An 18,422-nucleotide genomic window follows, 5' to 3' on the forward strand; every position below is an offset into this window, starting at 1 on the left:
TTTTATACCCCTGATAATGTGAGAGTCGGATTCGTTTAAGCAGCCGCTATTCGTTAGAGCCAACATTACTCATAGCTGCCGCAGATGACAATGCTTTTATCCCTTTTCACTATCATACCCTTTATCTTTGCTGAATCGAAGCAGCAAGATGATTCTGAAGATCGGGAATTATTTGCGCAAGGCCCGGCAAATCAGATTTGACAACAACTCCAGTTGATGCGCCGTTTCCATGTTAAGCCACACATAGCCATAAATCGGGGTCTCAACGACCTTGAGATCATGGTGGTTATCGAGCAACTGACGCAGCTCTTCCACAGCATCGTTCAATTTTTCCGTATTAGCAAAAACCGGCTGCGGATTACCTTCGTACAGGGCATGAACAAGGCTCAACACGATTTGCTGCATCATGTGCTGTGTATCGCGCAGTTTTTGCGCGTTCAATAACACGAAATGGCTGGGGCGCGTGGCCCAGTAAGCATTGATTTGCAGTTCCAGCATACAAACCAGATTACGGTTAATTGTCTGGATCCCTTCATATATCGATTTTGGGATACGGGTTTCTTTGCTGGCGGGCGCAATCAGCCCACGCATTTTCACGGCATCGGTCAGGAGTTTTTGCAGATGTTTTTCCAGACGTGGACGTTCGAGTAAGTTCGGTGAGAACGCTGACTGATAGACGCGATTATATTCAGTGAGACTTTTCGCCAGTTGAATGCGCCAGTGGATAAAAGCACGTTGCGGCCAGATGCCGGTAAACAACATTGCCAGTAAAGAGCCGAGGATCACATCGCCGCTTCGCCATAATGCGGTATCAATTTCACCGGTTGGCGAGCCAACAACAATTGCCAGCGTCACACCAATCAATAAACCTTGATATGGCTTCTTACCCAGCGCCAGCCAACCGCAAAGGAACATGGCTGCAGCACACCAGACTAACATCAACGGTAAAGAGATTAACTCCAGTTGCAGAGCGATAAGACCTAATATCGAACCCAACACAGTACCGCCAATACGTTCAAAGGCGCGAGGGACAACGTTGCCCCAGAACGAAATTGGCCCCATGATCACCACCATAGTGACCAGCGGCCAGGTGCTTTCCGGGATGGTAAACAAGCGAATGATGAGAAAGGTGAGCAAGAACGCCAGCGCAACTCGCGTACCATGCACAATGCGGTAATGGCGGTACACTCGAATTTCAAACGGGCTTAAGGACTTATCGGCACGCACGCGGGCACTCCGTGGAATAAGAGAAAAAACGGTCATAATGCAATCTGGCAGTCCGGGAACGATAACGCTATGTAACAAATCTGTCCGGCAAACCGGGAATAGCAGACGTTCCCGGTTTGGTTGTCAGAAAACTGCAGACGAATCTTACTCTTTTACATAACGAAAAACAGCGTAGCAATCGGGTTATCCTCTGATCCAGTGCCACTTATCAGCGCTGTTTAGGCTGCACCGCAACATACATTTCGATATCCCAATACCCCTCTTCCGCACCATTGTTCAGATAAACCTCAAAGCAGGGCTTTGGCAACATTTCGTAAGCGCTGTCCTGCAAGAGAGTATTAAAGAACTGATACCAGGGTTTAGCAAAGTCATCACCCACTACGCGTGCAACCGCCACCGCATACTGACCTCCAGAAATTTCCGTCAGGATAACGCCCTCACTGTTTTCGGGGAGCGTGAAGTCATCTGCCACCGAGACGACGGTGTCACAACGTAACTTTTCGGCGGGTGTTTCGTCTGGATTATCGTAATAGACCGCTATCCACTCCTTTGGCACGATATTTTTGTCGTCTACCCACATCATCAACTGCTCAAAACCTTGCTTTACCGTCTGTTCCCACGGGCCAACGAGATGGAAACCTGCAACGGTACGTTTATCTTCCTGTTTAATCTCGTAGTTCATGATGCCTCCATTAATACTGGTTTTATGTACAGTACATTTGCAATATAAAAACCACAAGGAATGAGTGTTGATTATGCGAGCAGACTCGCACTCCTGCCAGTCTGCTGCAAAAGAAAGGTCAGGCCTTATGGTGGAAATAATCGCTCAACCGGGAAAACATGCCGCCTTCACTGACGGATTCCAGGGTGACCAGCGGCCAGTGCGCCACCTGTTTATCCCGATCGTAAAGTTCAATTTCCCCAACCTGCTGATGGGCATTAATTGGCGCGGTCAGTTCTTTATCATTAAGGGTGTATTTTGCTTTGATATTCGGAATCTCCGCTTTTGGCAGCACCATCCAGAACTCTTGTTCGGTTCCAAGCGCAATCTTTTCTTTATCGCCATACCAGATGCGTTCTGTGCCAATCTTTTTCCCACGATGTAAAATTTGCACCGTAGTAAAGTTCTGTTGTCCCCAACGCAGTAGCTTTCTCGCCTCTTCTTCACGACCTTTTGCGCTTTCAGCCCCCATCACCACCGCAATGAGTCGACGCTGACCATCCACAGCCGAAGCAATGAGATTAAACCCGGCCCCGGAAGTATGTCCGGTTTTCAGGCCATCGACATTCATGGTTTTATCCCATAATAAGCCGTTACGGTTTTGCTGGGTGATGCCGTTCCAGGTGAGGCTTTTCTCACTGTACATATGATAAAACTCAGGTTCACCATGAATGATGGCGCGCGAAAGTACGGCTAAATCGTAGGCCGAACTATGCTGACCCGGCGCATCCAGACCATGTACCGTTTCAAAATGCGTATCCTTTAGATGCAACTTCTCGGCGTAATTGTTCATCATTTCAACAAACTGCCGTTGCCCACCAGCAATATAATCAGCCAGCGCAACACAAGCATCATTGCCGGAGTCGACAATTAATCCACGGCTTAAATCACGTACCGATACGCGATCCCCCTCTTTCAAAAACATCAGTGAAGAACCGACAAATACCGGGTTATCTTTTGCCCACGCATCACGCCCCACAGTGACAATATCGTCTGGTGTAATACGATGACTATCGATAGCACGATCAACGACATAGCCAGTCATCAGCTTAGTCAGGCTGGCAGGATTACGTTGTTGATGCTCATTACCCGCCGTGAGGATCTGTCCGGTTGTGTAATCCATCAATACCCATGACCCCGCATGAATTTCTGGAGGCTGGGGTGAAAAAGGAATATTTTCTGCTGCAAAAGCAGACGATAAATTAAAAACGAACAAAGAAGCAGCAATAACAAGACGGCGTTTCAACAGCAAATCCTCAGGAGTTTCAAATAGCTGTTCTTTTTACGGAAATCCTGATGAACTGGCTGGAATAAAGTGCAAGAAAATGTGACATTTATCTCATTTTAATCTGACATTATCTGTTTCCACACGCTGCCAAATTGTCGCTCTAAAGCTGATTAGCGTTGTGATATTTGGTACTCTGGCATACAGCAGAAATAACGGATTTAACCTAATGATGAATGACGGTAAGCAACAATCTACCTTTTTGTTTCACGATTACGAAACCTTTGGCACGCACCCCGCGTTAGATCGCCCTGCGCAGTTTGCCGCCATTCGCACCGATAGCGAATTCAATATCATTGGCGAACCAGAAGTCTTTTACTGCAAACCTGCTGATGATTATTTACCTCAACCAGGGGCGGTGTTAATCACCGGCATCACACCGCAGGAAGCACGGGCGAAAGGAGAAAACGAAGCCGCCTTTGCCGCCCGCATCCACTCGCTTTTTACCGTACCGAAAACCTGCATTCTTGGTTACAACAATGTGCGTTTCGACGACGAAGTCACGCGCAATGTTTTTTATCGTAATTTCTACGATCCCTATGCCTGGAGCTGGCAGCATGATAACTCTCGCTGGGATCTGCTGGACGTCATGCGTGCCTGTTATGCCCTACGTCCGGAGGGGATCAACTGGCCTGAAAATGATGACGGTCTGCCGAGTTTTCGTCTTGAACATTTAACCAAAGCGAATGGTATAGAGCATAGCAACGCCCACGATGCGATGGCCGATGTATACGCCACTATCGCGATGGCGAAGCTGGTGAAAACGCGTCAGCCACGCCTGTTTGATTATCTCTTTACCCATCGTAATAAGCACAAACTGATGGCATTGATTGATGTGCCACAGATGAAACCACTGGTGCACGTTTCCGGCATGTTTGGTGCGTGGCGCGGCAATACCAGTTGGGTTGCGCCGCTGGCGTGGCATCCTGAAAATCGCAATGCCGTGATTATGGTGGATTTAGCTGGAGATATTTCGCCATTACTGGAACTGGATAGCGACATGCTGCGCGAGCGTCTGTATACCGCAAAAGTCGATCTGGGCAATAACGCCGCAGTCCCGGTTAAGCTGGTGCATATTAATAAATGTCCGGTGCTGGCACAGGCGAATACACTTCGCCCGGAGGATGCCGACCGTCTGGGAATTAATCGTCAGCATTGCCTTGATAACCTGAAAATTTTGCGTGAAAACCCGCAAGTGCGCGAAAAAGTGGTGGCAATATTTGCTGAAGCCGAACCGTTTATGCCTTCAGATAACGTGGATGCCCAGCTTTATAATGGCTTTTTCAGTGACGCCGATCGCGCGGCAATGAAAATTGTGCTGGAAACCGAGCCACGTAACTTACCGGCACTGGATATCACCTTTGTCGATAAACGCATAGAGAAGCTGTTGTTCAATTATCGGGCGCGTAACTTCCCCGGCACGTTAGATTACGCCGAACAGCAACGCTGGCTGGAGCATCGCCGTCAGGTCTTCACTCCAGAGTTTTTGCAAGGCTATGCTGATGAACTGCAGATGCTGGCGCAGCAATATGCCGATGATAAAGAGAAAGTGGCACTGTTAAAGGCGCTTTGGCAGTACGCGGAAGAGATCGTCTGATACAAAAAAGCCGGAGCGTTAAACTCCGGCTTTTTGAGACTTACCGGATGATGACACCATCCGGTTTTATAAAATTATGCAACGTCTTCGTACTGCGGAACCGGGTTGCGGAAGCTCTTAGTTACGCAAGCCAGGTAAATCAGACCGATAGCCGCCCAGATCAGCCCCAGAACCATCGAGCTTTCTTCCAGGTTAACCCACAGCGCACCAACGGTCAGCGCACCACACATCGGCAGGAACAGATACTGGAAGTGATCTTTCAGCGTCTTGTTACGCTTCTCACGGATCCAGAACTGCGAGATAACCGACAGGTTAACGAAGGTGAACGCCACCAGCGCACCAAAGTTAATCAGCGCCGTTGCCATTACCAGGTCAAAGTTGATTGCCAGCAGAGCAATCGCACCAACCAGGATGATGTTCATCGCCGGAGTACGCCATTTCGGGTGTACATAACCGAAGAAGCTTTTCGGGAACACGCCGTCACGCCCCATCACGTACATCAGACGCGCTACGCCTGCGTGCGCCGCCATACCAGACGCCAGTACGGTAATGGTGGAGAAGATCAGCGCGCCAACCTGGAATGCTTTACCCGCAACATACAGCATGATTTCAGGCTGTGACGCATCCGGATCTTTAAAGCGAGAGATATCCGGGAAGTACAGTTGCAGGAAGTAAGTCGCAAAGATGAAGATCATACCGCCGATCAGCGCGGTCAGGAAAATCGCACGCGGGATCACGCGCTCTGCATCTTTGGTTTCTTCCGACAGGTTGCTGATGCCGTCAAAACCGGTAAAGGAGAAGCACAGGATCGTCGCACCGGTAATCATCGGGATGACATGCGCATCGCCAGACCAGAACGGACGGGTGCTCGCCAGCGTACCAGCGCCTTCACCTTCAAATACGCCGTAGACCACCATGCCCAGAATCACCGCGATCAGCACAACCTGCAACACCACAATGACGGTGTTGAAGTTCGCTACGGATTTCAGGCTACGCAGGTTAAAGGCTGTCATAAAGGCCACCAGCGCCACCACAAACATCCACGATGGGATGGAAGGCACCAGAGCTTCAAAATAGATTTTCGCCAACAGGATGTTGATCATCGGCGCGAACAGATAGTCGAGCAGAGAAGACCAACCCACCATAAAGCCAACGGTCGGGCTAATAGATTTCTGGGCGTAAGTGTACGCAGAGCCAGCAGAAGGATAGCGGCGAACCAACTTCCCGTAGCTCAGAGCCGTGAACAGGATCGCAATCAATGCGAACGCATAGGCTGTCGGCACATGACCATCCGTGAGGCCTGAAACGATACCAAAAGTATCAAACAGCGTCATCGGCTGCATATAGGCAAGACCCATCATTACAACCGGAACTAACGTAAGCGTTTTACGCAATTCCACGCGAGAGGTGTTTGGAGTAACGTTATGCGACATGGTTATTCTCCTTTACGGTGATAACCGTCGCGTAAGCAAAAAATTGCCCCATTTTTTTGGATTCCTCAGCGACAACAACTGTCGATTTTTAGTAAATATCTATCCGGTACGAAGCCCGGCCTCTTGGTATGAATGATTGGTTTGAAGCAAAAAATAACCGACGCGGATAAAACGTCGGTTTTTAGTCATTTTTTGACAGCGGCGCATTGTGCCTAAATGGGGGGTAAATGACAAGAGAATGAGGGGCTTGACAGATGATTTTTTATTTAAATGGCTGATTTTCCGTCACCAGATTTTGCATAAACACCGGCGATAGCACTATTTGCTAAAATCTCGTCTCGCCACCACGCACTGGCAAGCCCTGCGGTTTGTTCGTTCCAGCCAATCCAGACAGGTTCAAAGAGGGTTTGCGCGACCACTTTCTTCTCGATTAACGCACCACTATCAAGAAAGCGTTGCGCCAGATAACGGGGTAAATAACCACAACCAAGACCACTGATTTGCAGCTCCAGCTTGGTTTTAAAATCAAATACGGTAATGGCTTCTTGTTCATCAAGTATTTGTGAAGCTGTAGACGCGGCTGCCTGCGCAGTGTCACCGACGACTATCGCCCGATATCGTTTAATGATTCGTCGATTTAACGGTTCTTCTTCCAGCGCTAACGGATGATGGGGTGCCACAACGAACACTTGCTCCAGATCACCCAGACGAGAAAAACCAAATTCGCTGGAAGATGGCGGCTCGTGCATAGCGCCGACAATAATATCTGCCCGGCCCTGGGTCAGCGCCTCCCAGGAACCACCGAGCACGCCATTGATAAATTTCAACCGCGTTACACTGTGATGTTGATAAAAGAGTTCAATAAGCGGCGCAAGCAGAGAAAAAGGAAAGGTGTCATCAACCCCGATAATCAGCTCGTTCTCCCAGCCTTCGTGAAGTTTTATTGCCTGTTTTTCCAGCTCATGAACAGTGTGAAGAATTTCCCGCCCTTTCTCTAATAACATTTTTCCGGTGCGGGTGAATTTAGCGCGGTGACCGCTGCGATCAAGCAATTGAATATTAAGATCACTTTCCAGCTTATGAACGGTGTAACTCAGCGCAGACGGCGTCTTGTACAGTTTGGCTGACGCCGCCGCAAAACTGCCCTCTTTTTCTAAGGCATCGAGGATCATCAACACATCCAGCAGTGGTTTCATACACGCCCCCTTGCGGTGTATGCGGCATTCTGCTGGCGTGATGCTTTACTCCAGCGGCATTACCAGTGGATCGGGATACTGGTATTCAAATCCCAATTCATTACAGATCCGGCTGCCATCAATAATTTTACCTTTGCCGCTGTCCAGGCTGTTTCTGAACTGCGGAGGTTCCAGCCCCAGTAAACGGGCCATCTGCGGATAGAAAACATTACGCGCAGGGTGAGCTGGCGCACATATATTATAGATGTGTCCGCCTTTAGGTGCCTGTAACAACAGAGTGATAGCGCCAATAACATCTTCCAGGTGAACTAAATTGACACCATGTTCACCGTCTGGCGCAGTTTTTCCAGCAAAGAAGCGCCCTGGATGACGCCCCGGCCCCACCAGGCCAGCAAGACGCAAAATATCGACCGAAGTACCAGGTAAATTGTGCAGCCAGTCTTCGAGTTCTTTTAACACTCGTCCACTGTTGGTCACGGGATTGCGTGGTGTGGTTTCTTTTACTATGCCTTGCGCATCGCCATAGACAGAGGTTGAACTGGTGAAAATAATGCGGGGAATATGGTGAGCCAGCGCGCTGTCTACCAGCTCTTGCACTGCCTGCAAATAGAACTCGTCGCCAGGACCGCTGCGTCGCGCCGGAAGCGTAATGACCAACGCATCAGCATCCATCAGGGCATCCAGATCGTCAGAATCGCAAACTAACTCGGGATCCATGCGAAGCGTATAGCTATCAATCCCACTCATTCGGGCCGCTTCGACGCCATCTTGTGTGGTTTTACTCCCGGTGACTTGCCAGCCCCGCGCTGAAAGTGACATCGCCAGCGGCATACCTAACCACCCTAACCCGACAATTGCGACCTTTTTCATCCGTTTTCTCCTGATACACCTTAGATCTATAAGGCTACGCCAGCGTATCAAAACTGACAATTCATTCTATGAATGAATCGAAACTGTTAGCAAATGTACAATTGCCTGATGCGCTCCGCTTATCAGACCTACAAAAACACCAATATATTGAATTTAGGCAACATTTGTAGGCCAGATAAGGCGTTCACGCCGCATCCGGCATGAACAAAGGCCACTTTAGTTACAGAACACAATGTTCTTGAGGGCTTTAAAGACATATTTTCACGATTACTTTTTTTAACGTAGTCACTCTTAGCGCCCTTCTTTCCCTGCTCATTCATTAAACAAATCTATCGCCGCAAAATATATAAAAAAGCCCTTGCTTTCTATCGTGAAAGTGGTTTAGGTTAAAAGGCATCAGTTGAATAAACATTCACAGAGATTTTTATGACACGCGTTCAATTTAAACACCACCATCATCACCATCATCCTGACTAGTCTTTCAGGCGATGTGTGCTGGAAGACATTCAGATCTTCCAGTGGTGCATGAACGCATGAGAAAGCCCCCGGAAGATCACCTTCCGGGGGCTTTTTTATTGCGCGGTTGATAACGATTCAGACAGGTTAAAAGAGGAATAAGAAAATGACAGACAACACTCGTTTACGCATAGCTATGCAAAAATCCGGCCGTTTAAGTGATGATTCACGCGAATTGCTGGCGCGCTGCGGCATTAAAATTAATCTTCACACCCAGCGCCTGATCGCGATGGCAGAAAACATGCCGATTGATATTCTGCGCGTGCGTGACGACGACATTCCCGGTCTGGTAATGGATGGCGTGGTAGACCTCGGGATCATCGGTGAGAACGTACTGGAAGAAGAGTTGCTCAACCGCCGCGCCCAGGGTGAAGATCCGCGCTACTTTACCCTGCGCCGTCTTGATTTTGGTGGCTGTCGCCTTTCACTGGCAACGCCCGTTGATGAAGCCTGGGACGGCCCGCTCTCCTTAAACGGTAAACGTATCGCCACCTCTTATCCTCACTTGCTCAAGCGTTATCTCGACCAGAAAGGTATCTCTTTCAAATCCTGCTTATTGAACGGTTCTGTCGAAGTTGCCCCGCGCGCCGGACTGGCGGATGCGATTTGCGATCTGGTTTCCACCGGTGCCACCCTGGAGGCCAACGGCCTGCGCGAAGTGGAAGTTATCTACCGCTCGAAAGCCTGCCTGATCCAGCGCGATGGTGAAATGGAAGAATCCAAACAGCAACTAATCGACAAGCTACTGACCCGTATTCAGGGCGTAATTCAGGCGCGTGAATCGAAATACATCATGATGCATGCACCAACCGAGCGTCTGGATGATGTCATCGCCCTGCTGCCAGGTGCCGAACGACCAACCATTCTGCCGCTGGCGGGTGATCAACAACGCGTCGCCATGCACATGGTGAGTAGCGAAACCCTGTTCTGGGAAACGATGGAAAAACTGAAGGAACTGGGCGCGAGTTCGATTCTGGTTCTGCCAATTGAGAAGATGATGGAGTAATAGCCATGAGCTTTAACACAATCATTGACTGGAATAACTGTACTGCGGAGCAACAACGCCAACTGTTAATGCGCCCGGCGATCTCCGCCTCTGAAAGCATCACCCGTATCGTCCGTGAAATTTTAGATAACGTGAAAGCACGCGGCGATGACGCCTTACGGGAATACAGCGCGAAGTTTGATAAAACCAAGGTTACCGCGCTGAAAGTGTCTGCTGAAGAAATCGCCGCAGCCTGCGAACGCCTGAGCGACGACCTGAAACAGGCGATGGCGGTAGCAGTAAAGAACATTGAAACCTTCCACAATGCGCAAAAACTGCCGACGGTAGATGTCGAAACCCAGCCAGGCGTACGTTGCCAGCAGGTCACCCGCCCGGTAGCCTCAGTGGGTTTGTATATTCCTGGCGGCTCTGCCCCACTCTTCTCAACCGTATTAATGCTGGCGACTCCAGCACGTATTGCAGGTTGTAATAAAGTGGTGCTGTGCTCACCGCCGCCGATTGCCGATGAGATCCTCTACGCGGCGCAACTGTGCGGCGTGCAGGATGTATTTAACGTCGGCGGCGCACAGGCCATTGCCGCGCTGGCCTTTGGTACTGAATCCGTGCCGAAAGTGGACAAAATTTTCGGACCGGGTAACGCCTTTGTGACTGAAGCGAAACGTCAGGTGAGCCAGCGTCTGGACGGTGCAGCAATCGATATGCCCGCAGGCCCGTCGGAAGTGCTGGTGATTGCCGATAGTGGCGCAACGCCGGACTTCGTGGCTTCAGATTTGCTCTCTCAGGCTGAGCACGGCCCGGATTCACAGGTGATCTTACTGACGCCCGACGCCGATATGGCACGCCGCGTTGCCGAAGCTGTAGAACGTCAACTTGCAGAGTTACCGCGTGCTGAAACTGCACGCCAGGCACTGCTCACCAGCCGCCTGATTGTGACCAACGATTTAGCGCAGTGCGTGACAATCTCCAATCAGTACGGCCCGGAACACCTGATTATTCAAACCCGCAACGCCCGCGAACTGGTCGATAGCATCACCAGCGCCGGTTCGGTATTTCTTGGTGACTGGTCACCGGAATCGGCAGGTGACTACGCCTCCGGCACCAACCACGTTCTACCGACTTACGGTTACACCGCCACCTGTTCCAGCCTCGGACTGGCGGATTTCCAGAAGCGCATGACCGTGCAGGAATTGTCGAAAGAGGGTTTCTCTGCGTTGGCTTCGACCATTGAAACGCTGGCTACCGCCGAACGCCTGACAGCCCACAAAAATGCCGTGACTTTACGTGTCAACGCCCTTAAGGAGCAAGCATGAGCACCGTGACTATTACCGATTTAGCGCGTGAAAACGTCCGCAACCTGACACCATATCAGTCAGCGCGCCGACTGGGCGGTAACGGCGATGTCTGGCTGAACGCCAACGAATATCCTACAGCCGTGGAGTTTCAGCTCACTCAGCAAACGCTCAACCGCTATCCGGAATGTCAGCCAAAAGCGGTTATTGAAAATTACGCGCAATATGCTGGCGTAAAACCGGAACAAGTGCTGGTCAGCCGCGGCGCAGACGAAGGCATTGAACTACTGATTCGCGCCTTTTGTGAATCGGGTAAAGATGCCATCCTCTATTGCCCGCCAACGTACGGCATGTACAGCGTCAGCGCCGAAACCATTGGCGTCGAGTGTCGCACGGTGCCGACGCTGGAAAACTGGCAACTGGACTTGCAGGGGATTTCCGACAAGCTGGACGGCGTGAAAGTGGTTTATGTTTGCAGCCCTAACAACCCGACCGGGCAACTGATCAATCCGCAAGATTTTCGCACTCTGCTGGAGTTAACCCGCGGAAAAGCCATTGTGGTTGCCGATGAAGCCTATATTGAGTTTTGCCCGCAGGCATCGCTGGCGGGCTGGCTGGCGGAATATCCGCACCTGGCTATTTTGCGCACCCTTTCGAAAGCTTTTGCTCTGGCGGGTCTCCGTTGTGGGTTTACGCTGGCAAACGAAGAAGTCATCAACCTGCTGATGAAAGTGATCGCCCCCTACCCACTCTCAACGCCGGTTGCCGACATTGCGGCACAGGCGTTAAGCCCGCAGGGGATCGTCGCCATGCGCGAACGAGTGGCGCAAATTATTGCAGAACGCGAATACCTGATTGCCGCACTGAAAGAGATCCCCTGCGTGGAGCAGGTTTTCGACTCCGAAACCAACTACATTCTGGCACGCTTTAAAGCCTCCAGCGCAGTGTTTAAATCTTTGTGGGATCAGGGCATTATCTTACGTGATCAGAATAAACAACCCTCTTTAAGCGGCTGCCTGCGAATTACCGTCGGAACCCGTGAAGAAAGCCAGCGCGTCATTGACGCCTTACGTGCGGAGCAAGTTTGATGAGTCAGAAGTATCTTTTTATCGATCGCGATGGAACCCTGATTAGCGAGCCGCCGAGTGATTTTCAGGTGGACCGTTTTGACAAACTCGCCTTTGAACCGGGCGTGATCCCGGAACTGCTGAAGCTGCAAAAAGCAGGCTATAAGCTGGTGATGATCACCAACCAGGATGGTCTTGGAACACAACGTTTCCCGCAGGCGGATTTCGATGGCCCGCACAATCTGATGATGCAGATCTTTACCTCGCAAGGCGTGCAGTTTGATGAAGTGCTGATTTGCCCGCACCTGCCCGACGATGAATGTGACTGCCGCAAGCCGAAGGTAAAACTGGTGGAGCGTTATCTCGCTGAGCAGGCGATGGATCGCGCCAGCAGTTACGTGATTGGCGATCGTGCGACCGATATTCAACTTGCTGAAAACATGGGTATTAATGGTTTACGCTACAACCGCGAAACCCTGAACTGGCCGATGATTGGTGAGCAACTCACTAAACGCGATCGTTATGCCCATGTAGTGCGCAACACCAAAGAGACGCAGATTGACGTTCAGGTGTGGCTGGATCGCGAAGGTGGCAGCAAGATTAACACTGGTGTTGGTTTCTTTGATCACATGCTGGATCAGATTGCCACCCACGGTGGTTTCCGTATGGAAATCAATGTCAAAGGCGATCTCTATATTGACGATCACCACACCGTCGAAGATACCGGGCTGGCGCTGGGCGAAGCGTTAAAAATTGCCCTTGGCGACAAACGCGGCATCTGCCGCTTTGGTTTTGTCTTGCCGATGGATGAATGCCTCGCACGCTGCGCGCTGGATATCTCTGGTCGCCCGCACCTGGAATATAAAGCTGAGTTTACCTACCAGCGCGTGGGCGATCTCAGCACCGAAATGATCGAACACTTCTTCCGTTCACTCTCTTACACCATGGGCATGACTCTGCACCTGAAAACCAAAGGTAAAAACGATCACCACCGTGTAGAGAGCCTGTTCAAAGCCTTTGGTCGCACCCTGCGCCAGGCCATCCGCGTGGAAGGTGACACCCTGCCCTCGTCGAAAGGAGTGCTGTAATGAACGTGGTGATCCTTGATACCGGCTGCGCCAACCTGAACTCGGTGAAGTCTGCCATTGCGCGTCACGGCTATGAACCAAAGGTCAGCCGTGACCCGGACGTCGTGTTGCTGGCCGATAAACTGTTTTTACCTGGCGTTGGCACTGCGCAAGCGGCGATGGATCAGGTGCGTGAGCGCGAGCTGTTTGATCTCATCAAAGCCTGTACTCAACCGGTGCTGGGCATCTGTTTAGGAATGCAACTGCTGGGGCGACGCAGCGAAGAGAGCAACGGCGTCGATTTGCTGGGCATCATTGACGAGGATGTACCGAAAATGACCGACTTTGGTCTGCCATTGCCGCATATGGGCTGGAACCGCGTTTACCCACAGGCTGGCAACCGCCTGTTTCAGGGGATTGAAGACGGCGCGTACTTTTACTTTGTTCACAGCTACGCCATGCCGGTCAATCCGTGGACCATCGCCCAGTGTAATTACGGCGAACCGTTCACCGCAGCGGTACAAAAAGATAACTTCTACGGCGTGCAGTTCCACCCGGAACGCTCCGGTGCCGCTGGCGCTAAGTTGCTGAAAAACTTCCTGGAGATGTAATGATTATTCCGGCATTAGATTTAATCGACGGCACCGTGGTGCGTCTCCATCAGGGCGATTACGGCAAGCAGCGTGATTATGGCAACGACCCGCTGCCGCGCTTACAGGATTACGCCGCACAAGGTGCTGAAGTACTGCACCTGGTGGATCTGACCGGGGCAAAAAATCCGGCTAAACGTCAAATCCCGCTGATTAAAACCCTGGTCGCGGGCGTTAACGTTCCGGTGCAGGTTGGCGGCGGCGTGCGTAGCGAAGAAGACGTGGCGGCGTTACTGGAAGCAGGCGTTGCGCGCGTGGTGGTTGGCTCCACCGCGGTGAAATCACCAGAAATGGTGAAAGGCTGGTTTGAACGTTTTGGTGCCGATGCGTTAGTGCTGGCGCTGGATGTCCGTATTGACGAGCAAGGCAACAAACAGGTGGCGGTCAGCGGCTGGCAAGAGAACTCAGGCGTTTCGCTGGAACAACTGGTGGAAACCTATCTGCCCGTCGGCCTGAAACATGTGCTGTGTACCGATATCTCGCGCGACGGCACGCTGGCAGGTTCTAACGTCTCTTTATATGAAGAAGTGTGCGCCAGATATCCGCAGGTGGCGTTTCAGTCCTCCGGCGGTATTGGCAACATTGAAGATGTCGCTGCCCTGCGTGGCACTGGCGTGCGCGGCGTAATAGTTGGCCGGGCATTACTGGAAGGTAAATTCACCGTGAAGGAGGCCATCGCATGCTGGCAAAACGCATAATTCCGTGTCTTGACGTTCGTGATGGTCAGGTGGTGAAAGGCGTACAGTTTCGCAACCATGAAATCATTGGCGATATTGTGCCGCTGGCAAAACGCTACGCCGAAGAAGGTGCAGACGAACTGGTGTTCTACGATATCACCGCTTCCAGCGATGGCCGCGTGGTAGATAAAAGCTGGGTATCTCGCGTGGCGGAAGTGATCGACATTCCGTTCTGCGTGGCGGGTGGGATTAAGTCGCTGGATGACGCCGCGAAAATTCTTTCCTTTGGTGCGGATAAAATCTCCATCAACTCCCCTGCACTGGCCGATCCGACATTGATCACCCGTCTGGCAGATCGTTTTGGCGTGCAGTGTATTGTGGTCGGTATTGATACCTGGTACGACGCCGAAACCGGCAAATATCACGTTAATCAATATACCGGCGATGAAAGCCGTACCCGCGTTACGCAGTGGGAAACGCTCGACTGGGTACAGGAAGTGCAAAAACGCGGAGCCGGAGAAATCGTCCTCAACATGATGAATCAGGACGGCGTGCGTAACGGTTACGACCTCGAACAACTGAAAAAAGTGCGTGAAGTTTGCCACGTCCCGCTGATTGCCTCCGGTGGCGCAGGCACTATGGAACACTTCCTTGAAGCCTTCCGCGATGCCGACGTTGACGGCGCGCTGGCAGCTTCCGTATTCCACAAACAAATAATCAATATTGGTGAATTAAAAGCGTACCTGGCAACACAGGGCGTGGAGATCAGGATATGTTAACAGAACAACAACGCCGCGAACTGGACTGGGAAAAAACCGACGGACTGATGCCAGTGATTGTGCAACACGCGGTATCTGGCGAAGTGTTAATGCTGGGCTACATGAACCCGCAAGCGCTGGATAAAACCATCGAAAGCGGCAAAGTCACTTTTTTCTCACGCACCAAACAGCGACTGTGGACTAAAGGTGAAACGTCGGGGAACTTCCTCAACGTAGTCAGCATTGCACCGGACTGCGACAACGACACCCTGCTGGTGCTGGCGAATCCCATCGGCCCAACCTGCCACAAAGGCACCAGCAGTTGTTTTGGCGATACCGCTCACCAGTGGTTGTTTCTCTACCAGCTTGAACAACTGCTCGCTGAACGCAAATCTGCCGATCCGGAAACCTCCTACACCGCCAAACTGTATGCCAGTGGCACCAAACGCATCGCACAGAAAGTAGGAGAAGAAGGCGTGGAAACCGCACTGGCCGCGACAGTACATGACCGCTTTGAGCTGACTAACGAGGCGTCTGACTTGATGTATCACCTGCTGGTGTTGTTGCAGGATCAGGATCTGGATTTAACGACGGTGATTGAAAACCTGCGCAAACGGCATCAGTGAGTTACGGGGTAAGCGGATGCGATATTGTTGTCGCATCCGGCAAAAAAAACGGGCAAGGTGTCACCACCCTGCCCGTTTTCTTTAAAGCTGCAAAGATTATTTCGCGTTGTAATTACGCAGAGCATTACGCCCCAGCACAATCCCCGCGCCAACCATACCGCCCAGCAGCACAGCCAGAATCAGAGTGATAGCCTTTTTCGGGCTATCGCGACGCACTGGCAGTGTGGGTTTCATAACATAGCGATAAGCATGAATATCAAGATCATCAGCCTTCAGACTTTCAATATCCAGCAGGTTTTGACGAGTCTGATAGTAACCAGGCGAGAAAACCAGCGGACGGGTCGCCTCGTGCTTAATCATCGACTCCAGCGCTTCGCTCCCCAACAGGAACATCGTATCTTGCGTCACGTCCTGCGTCTGTTGAATCTGCGGCTTTGCGACCTGCGCCTGATTCGCATACTGCAACGCTTCCTGAATCTGACGGATACGCAGATCTTTCTGCTCCTGTGCCACCACTTCCTGCGTTTTCAAAGAATCCTGCAAGTTTTTCACACTCAGTGCGATGTTGTCTTTCAGGTCTTTTTCCAGCTCTTCATTCACCTGTTCATCAACTTGCTGAATATATTGAGCTAGCTGTTTCTGCGCACCTTCAGGCGTTTGCCCGACATAAGAAACAATCAGGGGTAATGGCTGGTTTTTAACAGAAGGTTCGATAGTCAGTTTTTCGGGTTGTTCCTGATTATCCAGCGTTTCTGCTAATGCAGAAAATGTCGTACTGAAACGACCAACTAACGTCGCCTGGATATCAGACACTTTCGGCGCAGCCGTACCATAAATCACATTCATGGCATTGTTATAACCCGCGATTTGTCCCACATCAGGTTGAGTAACGATAGCTGTGGAAGTCCATTTTTCTTTGGCAACGGCCAGATACCCTATTGCCAGGGCAATCGCTACAATGACAGAGATGATGATAGTCATCTTGCCACGCCACAACTGCACCAGTAAATCAATCAAATCAATCTGTTCCGGGTCATGGTTTTGACCAGGAATATTATTATTTTCAACTCTCATCATTACCCTAACTGACGGAAAATTTCAGGTTCGCATAGTGTAGCGATAATCTTCATGAATGCTATAGGATAAGTGATAAAAATAATGAATTATTACATGGGTAACAAAAGACAATCATGGCGAAAATCGCCCTGATTACAGAAGGTTAGTCGCTGCCAAACAAATCGCGGGTGTAGACCTTGTCTGCCACATCCTTAAGCTCTTCTGCCATTCGGTTGGAAATAATGACGTCGGCTTGTTGTTTGAAGGTGGCGAGATCACGTTCCAGGCGAGAGTTGAAGAATGAGTCTTCTTTCATCACCGGCTCATAAATGATCACCTCCACACCTTTCGCCTTGATCCGCTTCATAATCCCCTGAATGGAAGACGCGCGGAAGTTATCTGAACCGCTCTTCATAATCAGACGATATATTCCCACTACTTTAGGTTTACGCGACAAGATAGCATCCGCAATAAAGTCCTTACGCGTGCGGTTAGCATCAACAATTGCCGAGATCAGGTTATTCGGCACAGACTGGTAGTTCGCCAGTAACTGTTTAGTATCTTTCGGCAGACAATAACCACCATAACCAAATGACGGATTGTTATAGTGATTACCTATGCGCGGGTCGAGACAAACGCCTTCGATAATCTGACGCGTATTCAGACCTAAACTTTCTGCATAGCTATCCAGCTCGTTAAAGTACGCCACACGCATTGCCAGGTAGGTATTAGCGAAAAGTTTAATCGCTTCTGCCTCAGTGGAGTCGGTAAACAGAGTCGGGATATTTTGCTTAATGGCCCCTTCCTGTAATAACTCAGCAAAACGTTCTGCACGTTCTGAACGCTCACCGATAACAATACGTGACGGATGAAGATTATCGTAAAGGGCTTTACCTTCCCGGAGGAATTCTGGGGAGAAAATGATGTTCTCAGTATTGAATTTTTTTTGCATCGTGACCGTAAAACCTACCGGAACCGTGGACTTGATAACCATTACTGCATAAGGGTTTATTTCTGTAACATCTTTAATTACAGATTCTACGCTAGATGTATTGAAATAATTGGTTTTAGGATCATAATCAGTCGGGGTTGCGATGATTACGTAATCAGCATTCCGGTAGGCTTCTTTTTTATCTAATGTGGCATTAAAACGTATTTTGTCTGATTGCAAAAATTGCTGAATTTCTTTATCAACAATAGGAGATATCTTATCATTCAGCATAGCAACGCGTGGCGGTAAAATATCTAATGCCACAACCTCATGATTTTGTGCGATTAGAAGCCCGTTTGACAAGCCTACATAGCCAGTACCGGAAATGGTGATTTTCATTTCATGCTCTCAGAATTAACTTAACTGTGAATCATGATGTTTTTAGCATCC

General features: G+C 50.3%; 19 protein-coding genes and 1 other annotated feature. Of the genes, 10 read left to right on the forward strand and 9 right to left on the reverse strand.

Features of this window, described 5'->3' with window-relative positions; translation table 11 throughout:
* Window positions 1–168: 168 nt before the first annotated feature.
* The 3 genes from A31E_RS12650 to dacD form a co-directional block, all read right to left on the reverse strand.
* The gene (locus A31E_RS12650) at window positions 169–1,227 is read right to left on the reverse strand and encodes an FUSC family protein (protein ID WP_001516604.1); all 1,059 of its coding nucleotides are present in this window, start codon (window positions 1,225–1,227) and stop codon (window positions 169–171) included.
* 208 nt (window positions 1,228–1,435) lie between these two features.
* Window positions 1,436–1,909 carry a DNA gyrase inhibitor SbmC gene (gene sbmC, locus A31E_RS12645; protein ID WP_016248867.1) on the reverse strand — a complete coding sequence of 158 codons (474 nt, stop codon included), beginning with the start codon at window positions 1,907–1,909 and terminating at the stop codon, window positions 1,436–1,438.
* Window positions 1,910–2,027: 118 nt separating this feature from the next.
* Window positions 2,028–3,194: a serine-type D-Ala-D-Ala carboxypeptidase DacD gene (gene dacD / locus A31E_RS12640; RefSeq protein ID WP_001516605.1), complete on the reverse strand. Its 1,167-nt coding sequence runs from the start codon at window positions 3,192–3,194 to the stop codon at window positions 2,028–2,030.
* A gap of 208 nt (window positions 3,195–3,402) precedes the next feature.
* Between dacD and sbcB the strand changes: the two genes are divergently transcribed.
* Window positions 3,403–4,830 (forward strand): exodeoxyribonuclease I, encoded by a 1,428-nt coding sequence (sbcB, locus tag A31E_RS12635; protein ID WP_016248868.1) that lies wholly within the window; start codon window positions 3,403–3,405, stop codon window positions 4,828–4,830.
* 74 nt (window positions 4,831–4,904) lie between these two features.
* Here the strand turns inward: sbcB and plaP are convergent, their stop codons facing one another.
* The 4 genes from plaP to A31E_RS12620 form a co-directional block, all read right to left on the reverse strand.
* The gene (plaP, locus tag A31E_RS12630; RefSeq protein ID WP_000019197.1) at window positions 4,905–6,263 is read right to left on the reverse strand and encodes a putrescine/proton symporter PlaP; all 1,359 of its coding nucleotides are present in this window, start codon (window positions 6,261–6,263) and stop codon (window positions 4,905–4,907) included.
* Window positions 6,253–6,315, reverse strand: coding sequence for a membrane protein YoeI (gene yoeI, locus A31E_RS25770; protein ID WP_097433929.1), 63 nt, complete (start codon window positions 6,313–6,315; stop codon window positions 6,253–6,255). The genes plaP and yoeI overlap by 11 nt, the downstream gene beginning before the upstream one ends.
* Window positions 6,316–6,529: 214 nt before the next feature.
* Window positions 6,530–7,459, reverse strand: a complete 930-nt coding sequence (locus tag A31E_RS12625; RefSeq protein ID WP_000803328.1) for a LysR substrate-binding domain-containing protein — start codon at window positions 7,457–7,459, stop codon at window positions 6,530–6,532.
* Between the two features lie 45 nt (window positions 7,460–7,504).
* Entirely contained in the window at window positions 7,505–8,329 is an 825-nt protein-coding gene (locus A31E_RS12620; protein WP_016248869.1) for an SDR family oxidoreductase, read from the reverse strand.
* Window positions 8,330–8,755: 426 nt separating this feature from the next.
* Between A31E_RS12620 and hisL the strand changes: the two genes are divergently transcribed.
* The 9 genes from hisL (at window position 8,756) to hisIE (ending at window position 15,985) form a co-directional block, all read left to right on the forward strand.
* Entirely contained in the window at window positions 8,756–8,806 is a 51-nt protein-coding gene (hisL, locus tag A31E_RS24265) for a his operon leader peptide (protein WP_001364200.1), read from the forward strand.
* Window positions 8,782–8,905, forward strand: a sequence feature (His leader region). (Overlaps the previous gene by 25 nt.)
* A gap of 46 nt (window positions 8,906–8,951) precedes the next feature.
* Complete coding sequence (hisG, locus tag A31E_RS12615; RefSeq protein WP_000131781.1) at window positions 8,952–9,851, forward strand: ATP phosphoribosyltransferase; 900 nt, start codon at window positions 8,952–8,954, stop codon at window positions 9,849–9,851.
* A 5-nt stretch (window positions 9,852–9,856) separates the two neighbouring features.
* A complete protein-coding gene (gene hisD, locus A31E_RS12610; RefSeq protein WP_000009579.1) occupies window positions 9,857–11,161 on the forward strand; it encodes a histidinol dehydrogenase in 1,305 nt (434 codons plus the stop codon).
* The gene (gene hisC, locus A31E_RS12605) at window positions 11,158–12,228 is read left to right on the forward strand and encodes a histidinol-phosphate transaminase (RefSeq protein ID WP_016248870.1); all 1,071 of its coding nucleotides are present in this window, start codon (window positions 11,158–11,160) and stop codon (window positions 12,226–12,228) included. The genes hisD and hisC overlap by 4 nt, the downstream gene beginning before the upstream one ends.
* Window positions 12,228–13,295 (forward strand): bifunctional histidinol-phosphatase/imidazoleglycerol-phosphate dehydratase HisB, encoded by a 1,068-nt coding sequence (hisB, locus tag A31E_RS12600; RefSeq protein WP_016248871.1) that lies wholly within the window; start codon window positions 12,228–12,230, stop codon window positions 13,293–13,295. The genes hisC and hisB overlap by 1 nt, the downstream gene beginning before the upstream one ends.
* Entirely contained in the window at window positions 13,295–13,885 is a 591-nt protein-coding gene (gene hisH, locus A31E_RS12595; protein ID WP_001103560.1) for an imidazole glycerol phosphate synthase subunit HisH, read from the forward strand. The genes hisB and hisH overlap by 1 nt, the downstream gene beginning before the upstream one ends.
* Window positions 13,885–14,622, forward strand: coding sequence for a 1-(5-phosphoribosyl)-5-[(5-phosphoribosylamino)methylideneamino]imidazole-4-carboxamide isomerase (gene hisA, locus A31E_RS12590; protein ID WP_016248872.1), 738 nt, complete (start codon window positions 13,885–13,887; stop codon window positions 14,620–14,622). The genes hisH and hisA overlap by 1 nt, the downstream gene beginning before the upstream one ends.
* The gene (gene hisF / locus A31E_RS12585; RefSeq protein WP_000880156.1) at window positions 14,604–15,380 is read left to right on the forward strand and encodes an imidazole glycerol phosphate synthase subunit HisF; all 777 of its coding nucleotides are present in this window, start codon (window positions 14,604–14,606) and stop codon (window positions 15,378–15,380) included. The genes hisA and hisF overlap by 19 nt, the downstream gene beginning before the upstream one ends.
* Window positions 15,374–15,985 carry a bifunctional phosphoribosyl-AMP cyclohydrolase/phosphoribosyl-ATP diphosphatase HisIE gene (hisIE, locus tag A31E_RS12580; protein WP_000954922.1) on the forward strand — a complete coding sequence of 204 codons (612 nt, stop codon included), beginning with the start codon at window positions 15,374–15,376 and terminating at the stop codon, window positions 15,983–15,985. Before hisF ends, hisIE begins: the two co-directional genes overlap by 7 nt.
* A 96-nt stretch (window positions 15,986–16,081) precedes the next feature.
* Here hisIE and wzzB read toward each other — a convergent pair whose 3' ends face one another.
* Both wzzB and ugd read right to left on the reverse strand, forming a co-directional pair.
* A complete protein-coding gene (gene wzzB, locus A31E_RS12575) occupies window positions 16,082–17,059 on the reverse strand; it encodes an LPS O-antigen chain length determinant protein WzzB (RefSeq protein ID WP_016248873.1) in 978 nt (325 codons plus the stop codon).
* Between the two features lie 145 nt (window positions 17,060–17,204).
* A complete protein-coding gene (gene ugd / locus A31E_RS12570; protein WP_016248874.1) occupies window positions 17,205–18,371 on the reverse strand; it encodes a UDP-glucose 6-dehydrogenase in 1,167 nt (388 codons plus the stop codon).
* Between the last annotated feature and the right edge of the window lie 51 nt (window positions 18,372–18,422).

Origin of the sequence: Escherichia sp. KTE159 (assembly GCF_000408805.1) — a bacterium.
GTDB lineage: Bacteria > Pseudomonadota > Gammaproteobacteria > Enterobacterales > Enterobacteriaceae > Escherichia > Escherichia marmotae.

Coding starts and splice junctions, on each gene's coding strand:
- hisIE (WP_000954922.1), top strand. CDS start 15,374: ATGTTAACAGAACAACAACGCCGCGAACTGGACTGGGAAAAAACCGAC.
- A31E_RS12625 (WP_000803328.1), bottom strand. CDS start 7,459: ATGAAACCACTGCTGGATGTGTTGATGATCCTCGATGCCTTAGAAAAA.
- hisH (WP_001103560.1), top strand. CDS start 13,295: ATGAACGTGGTGATCCTTGATACCGGCTGCGCCAACCTGAACTCGGTG.
- A31E_RS12620 (WP_016248869.1), bottom strand. CDS start 8,329: ATGAAAAAGGTCGCAATTGTCGGGTTAGGGTGGTTAGGTATGCCGCTG.
- hisB (WP_016248871.1), top strand. CDS start 12,228: ATGAGTCAGAAGTATCTTTTTATCGATCGCGATGGAACCCTGATTAGC.
- plaP (WP_000019197.1), bottom strand. CDS start 6,263: ATGTCGCATAACGTTACTCCAAACACCTCTCGCGTGGAATTGCGTAAA.
- hisA (WP_016248872.1), top strand. CDS start 13,885: ATGATTATTCCGGCATTAGATTTAATCGACGGCACCGTGGTGCGTCTC.
- hisF (WP_000880156.1), top strand. CDS start 14,604: ATGCTGGCAAAACGCATAATTCCGTGTCTTGACGTTCGTGATGGTCAG.
- hisG (WP_000131781.1), top strand. CDS start 8,952: ATGACAGACAACACTCGTTTACGCATAGCTATGCAAAAATCCGGCCGT.
- sbmC (WP_016248867.1), bottom strand. CDS start 1,909: ATGAACTACGAGATTAAACAGGAAGATAAACGTACCGTTGCAGGTTTC.
- wzzB (WP_016248873.1), bottom strand. CDS start 17,059: ATGAGAGTTGAAAATAATAATATTCCTGGTCAAAACCATGACCCGGAA.
- ugd (WP_016248874.1), bottom strand. CDS start 18,371: ATGAAAATCACCATTTCCGGTACTGGCTATGTAGGCTTGTCAAACGGG.
- sbcB (WP_016248868.1), top strand. CDS start 3,403: ATGATGAATGACGGTAAGCAACAATCTACCTTTTTGTTTCACGATTAC.
- hisC (WP_016248870.1), top strand. CDS start 11,158: ATGAGCACCGTGACTATTACCGATTTAGCGCGTGAAAACGTCCGCAAC.
- hisD (WP_000009579.1), top strand. CDS start 9,857: ATGAGCTTTAACACAATCATTGACTGGAATAACTGTACTGCGGAGCAA.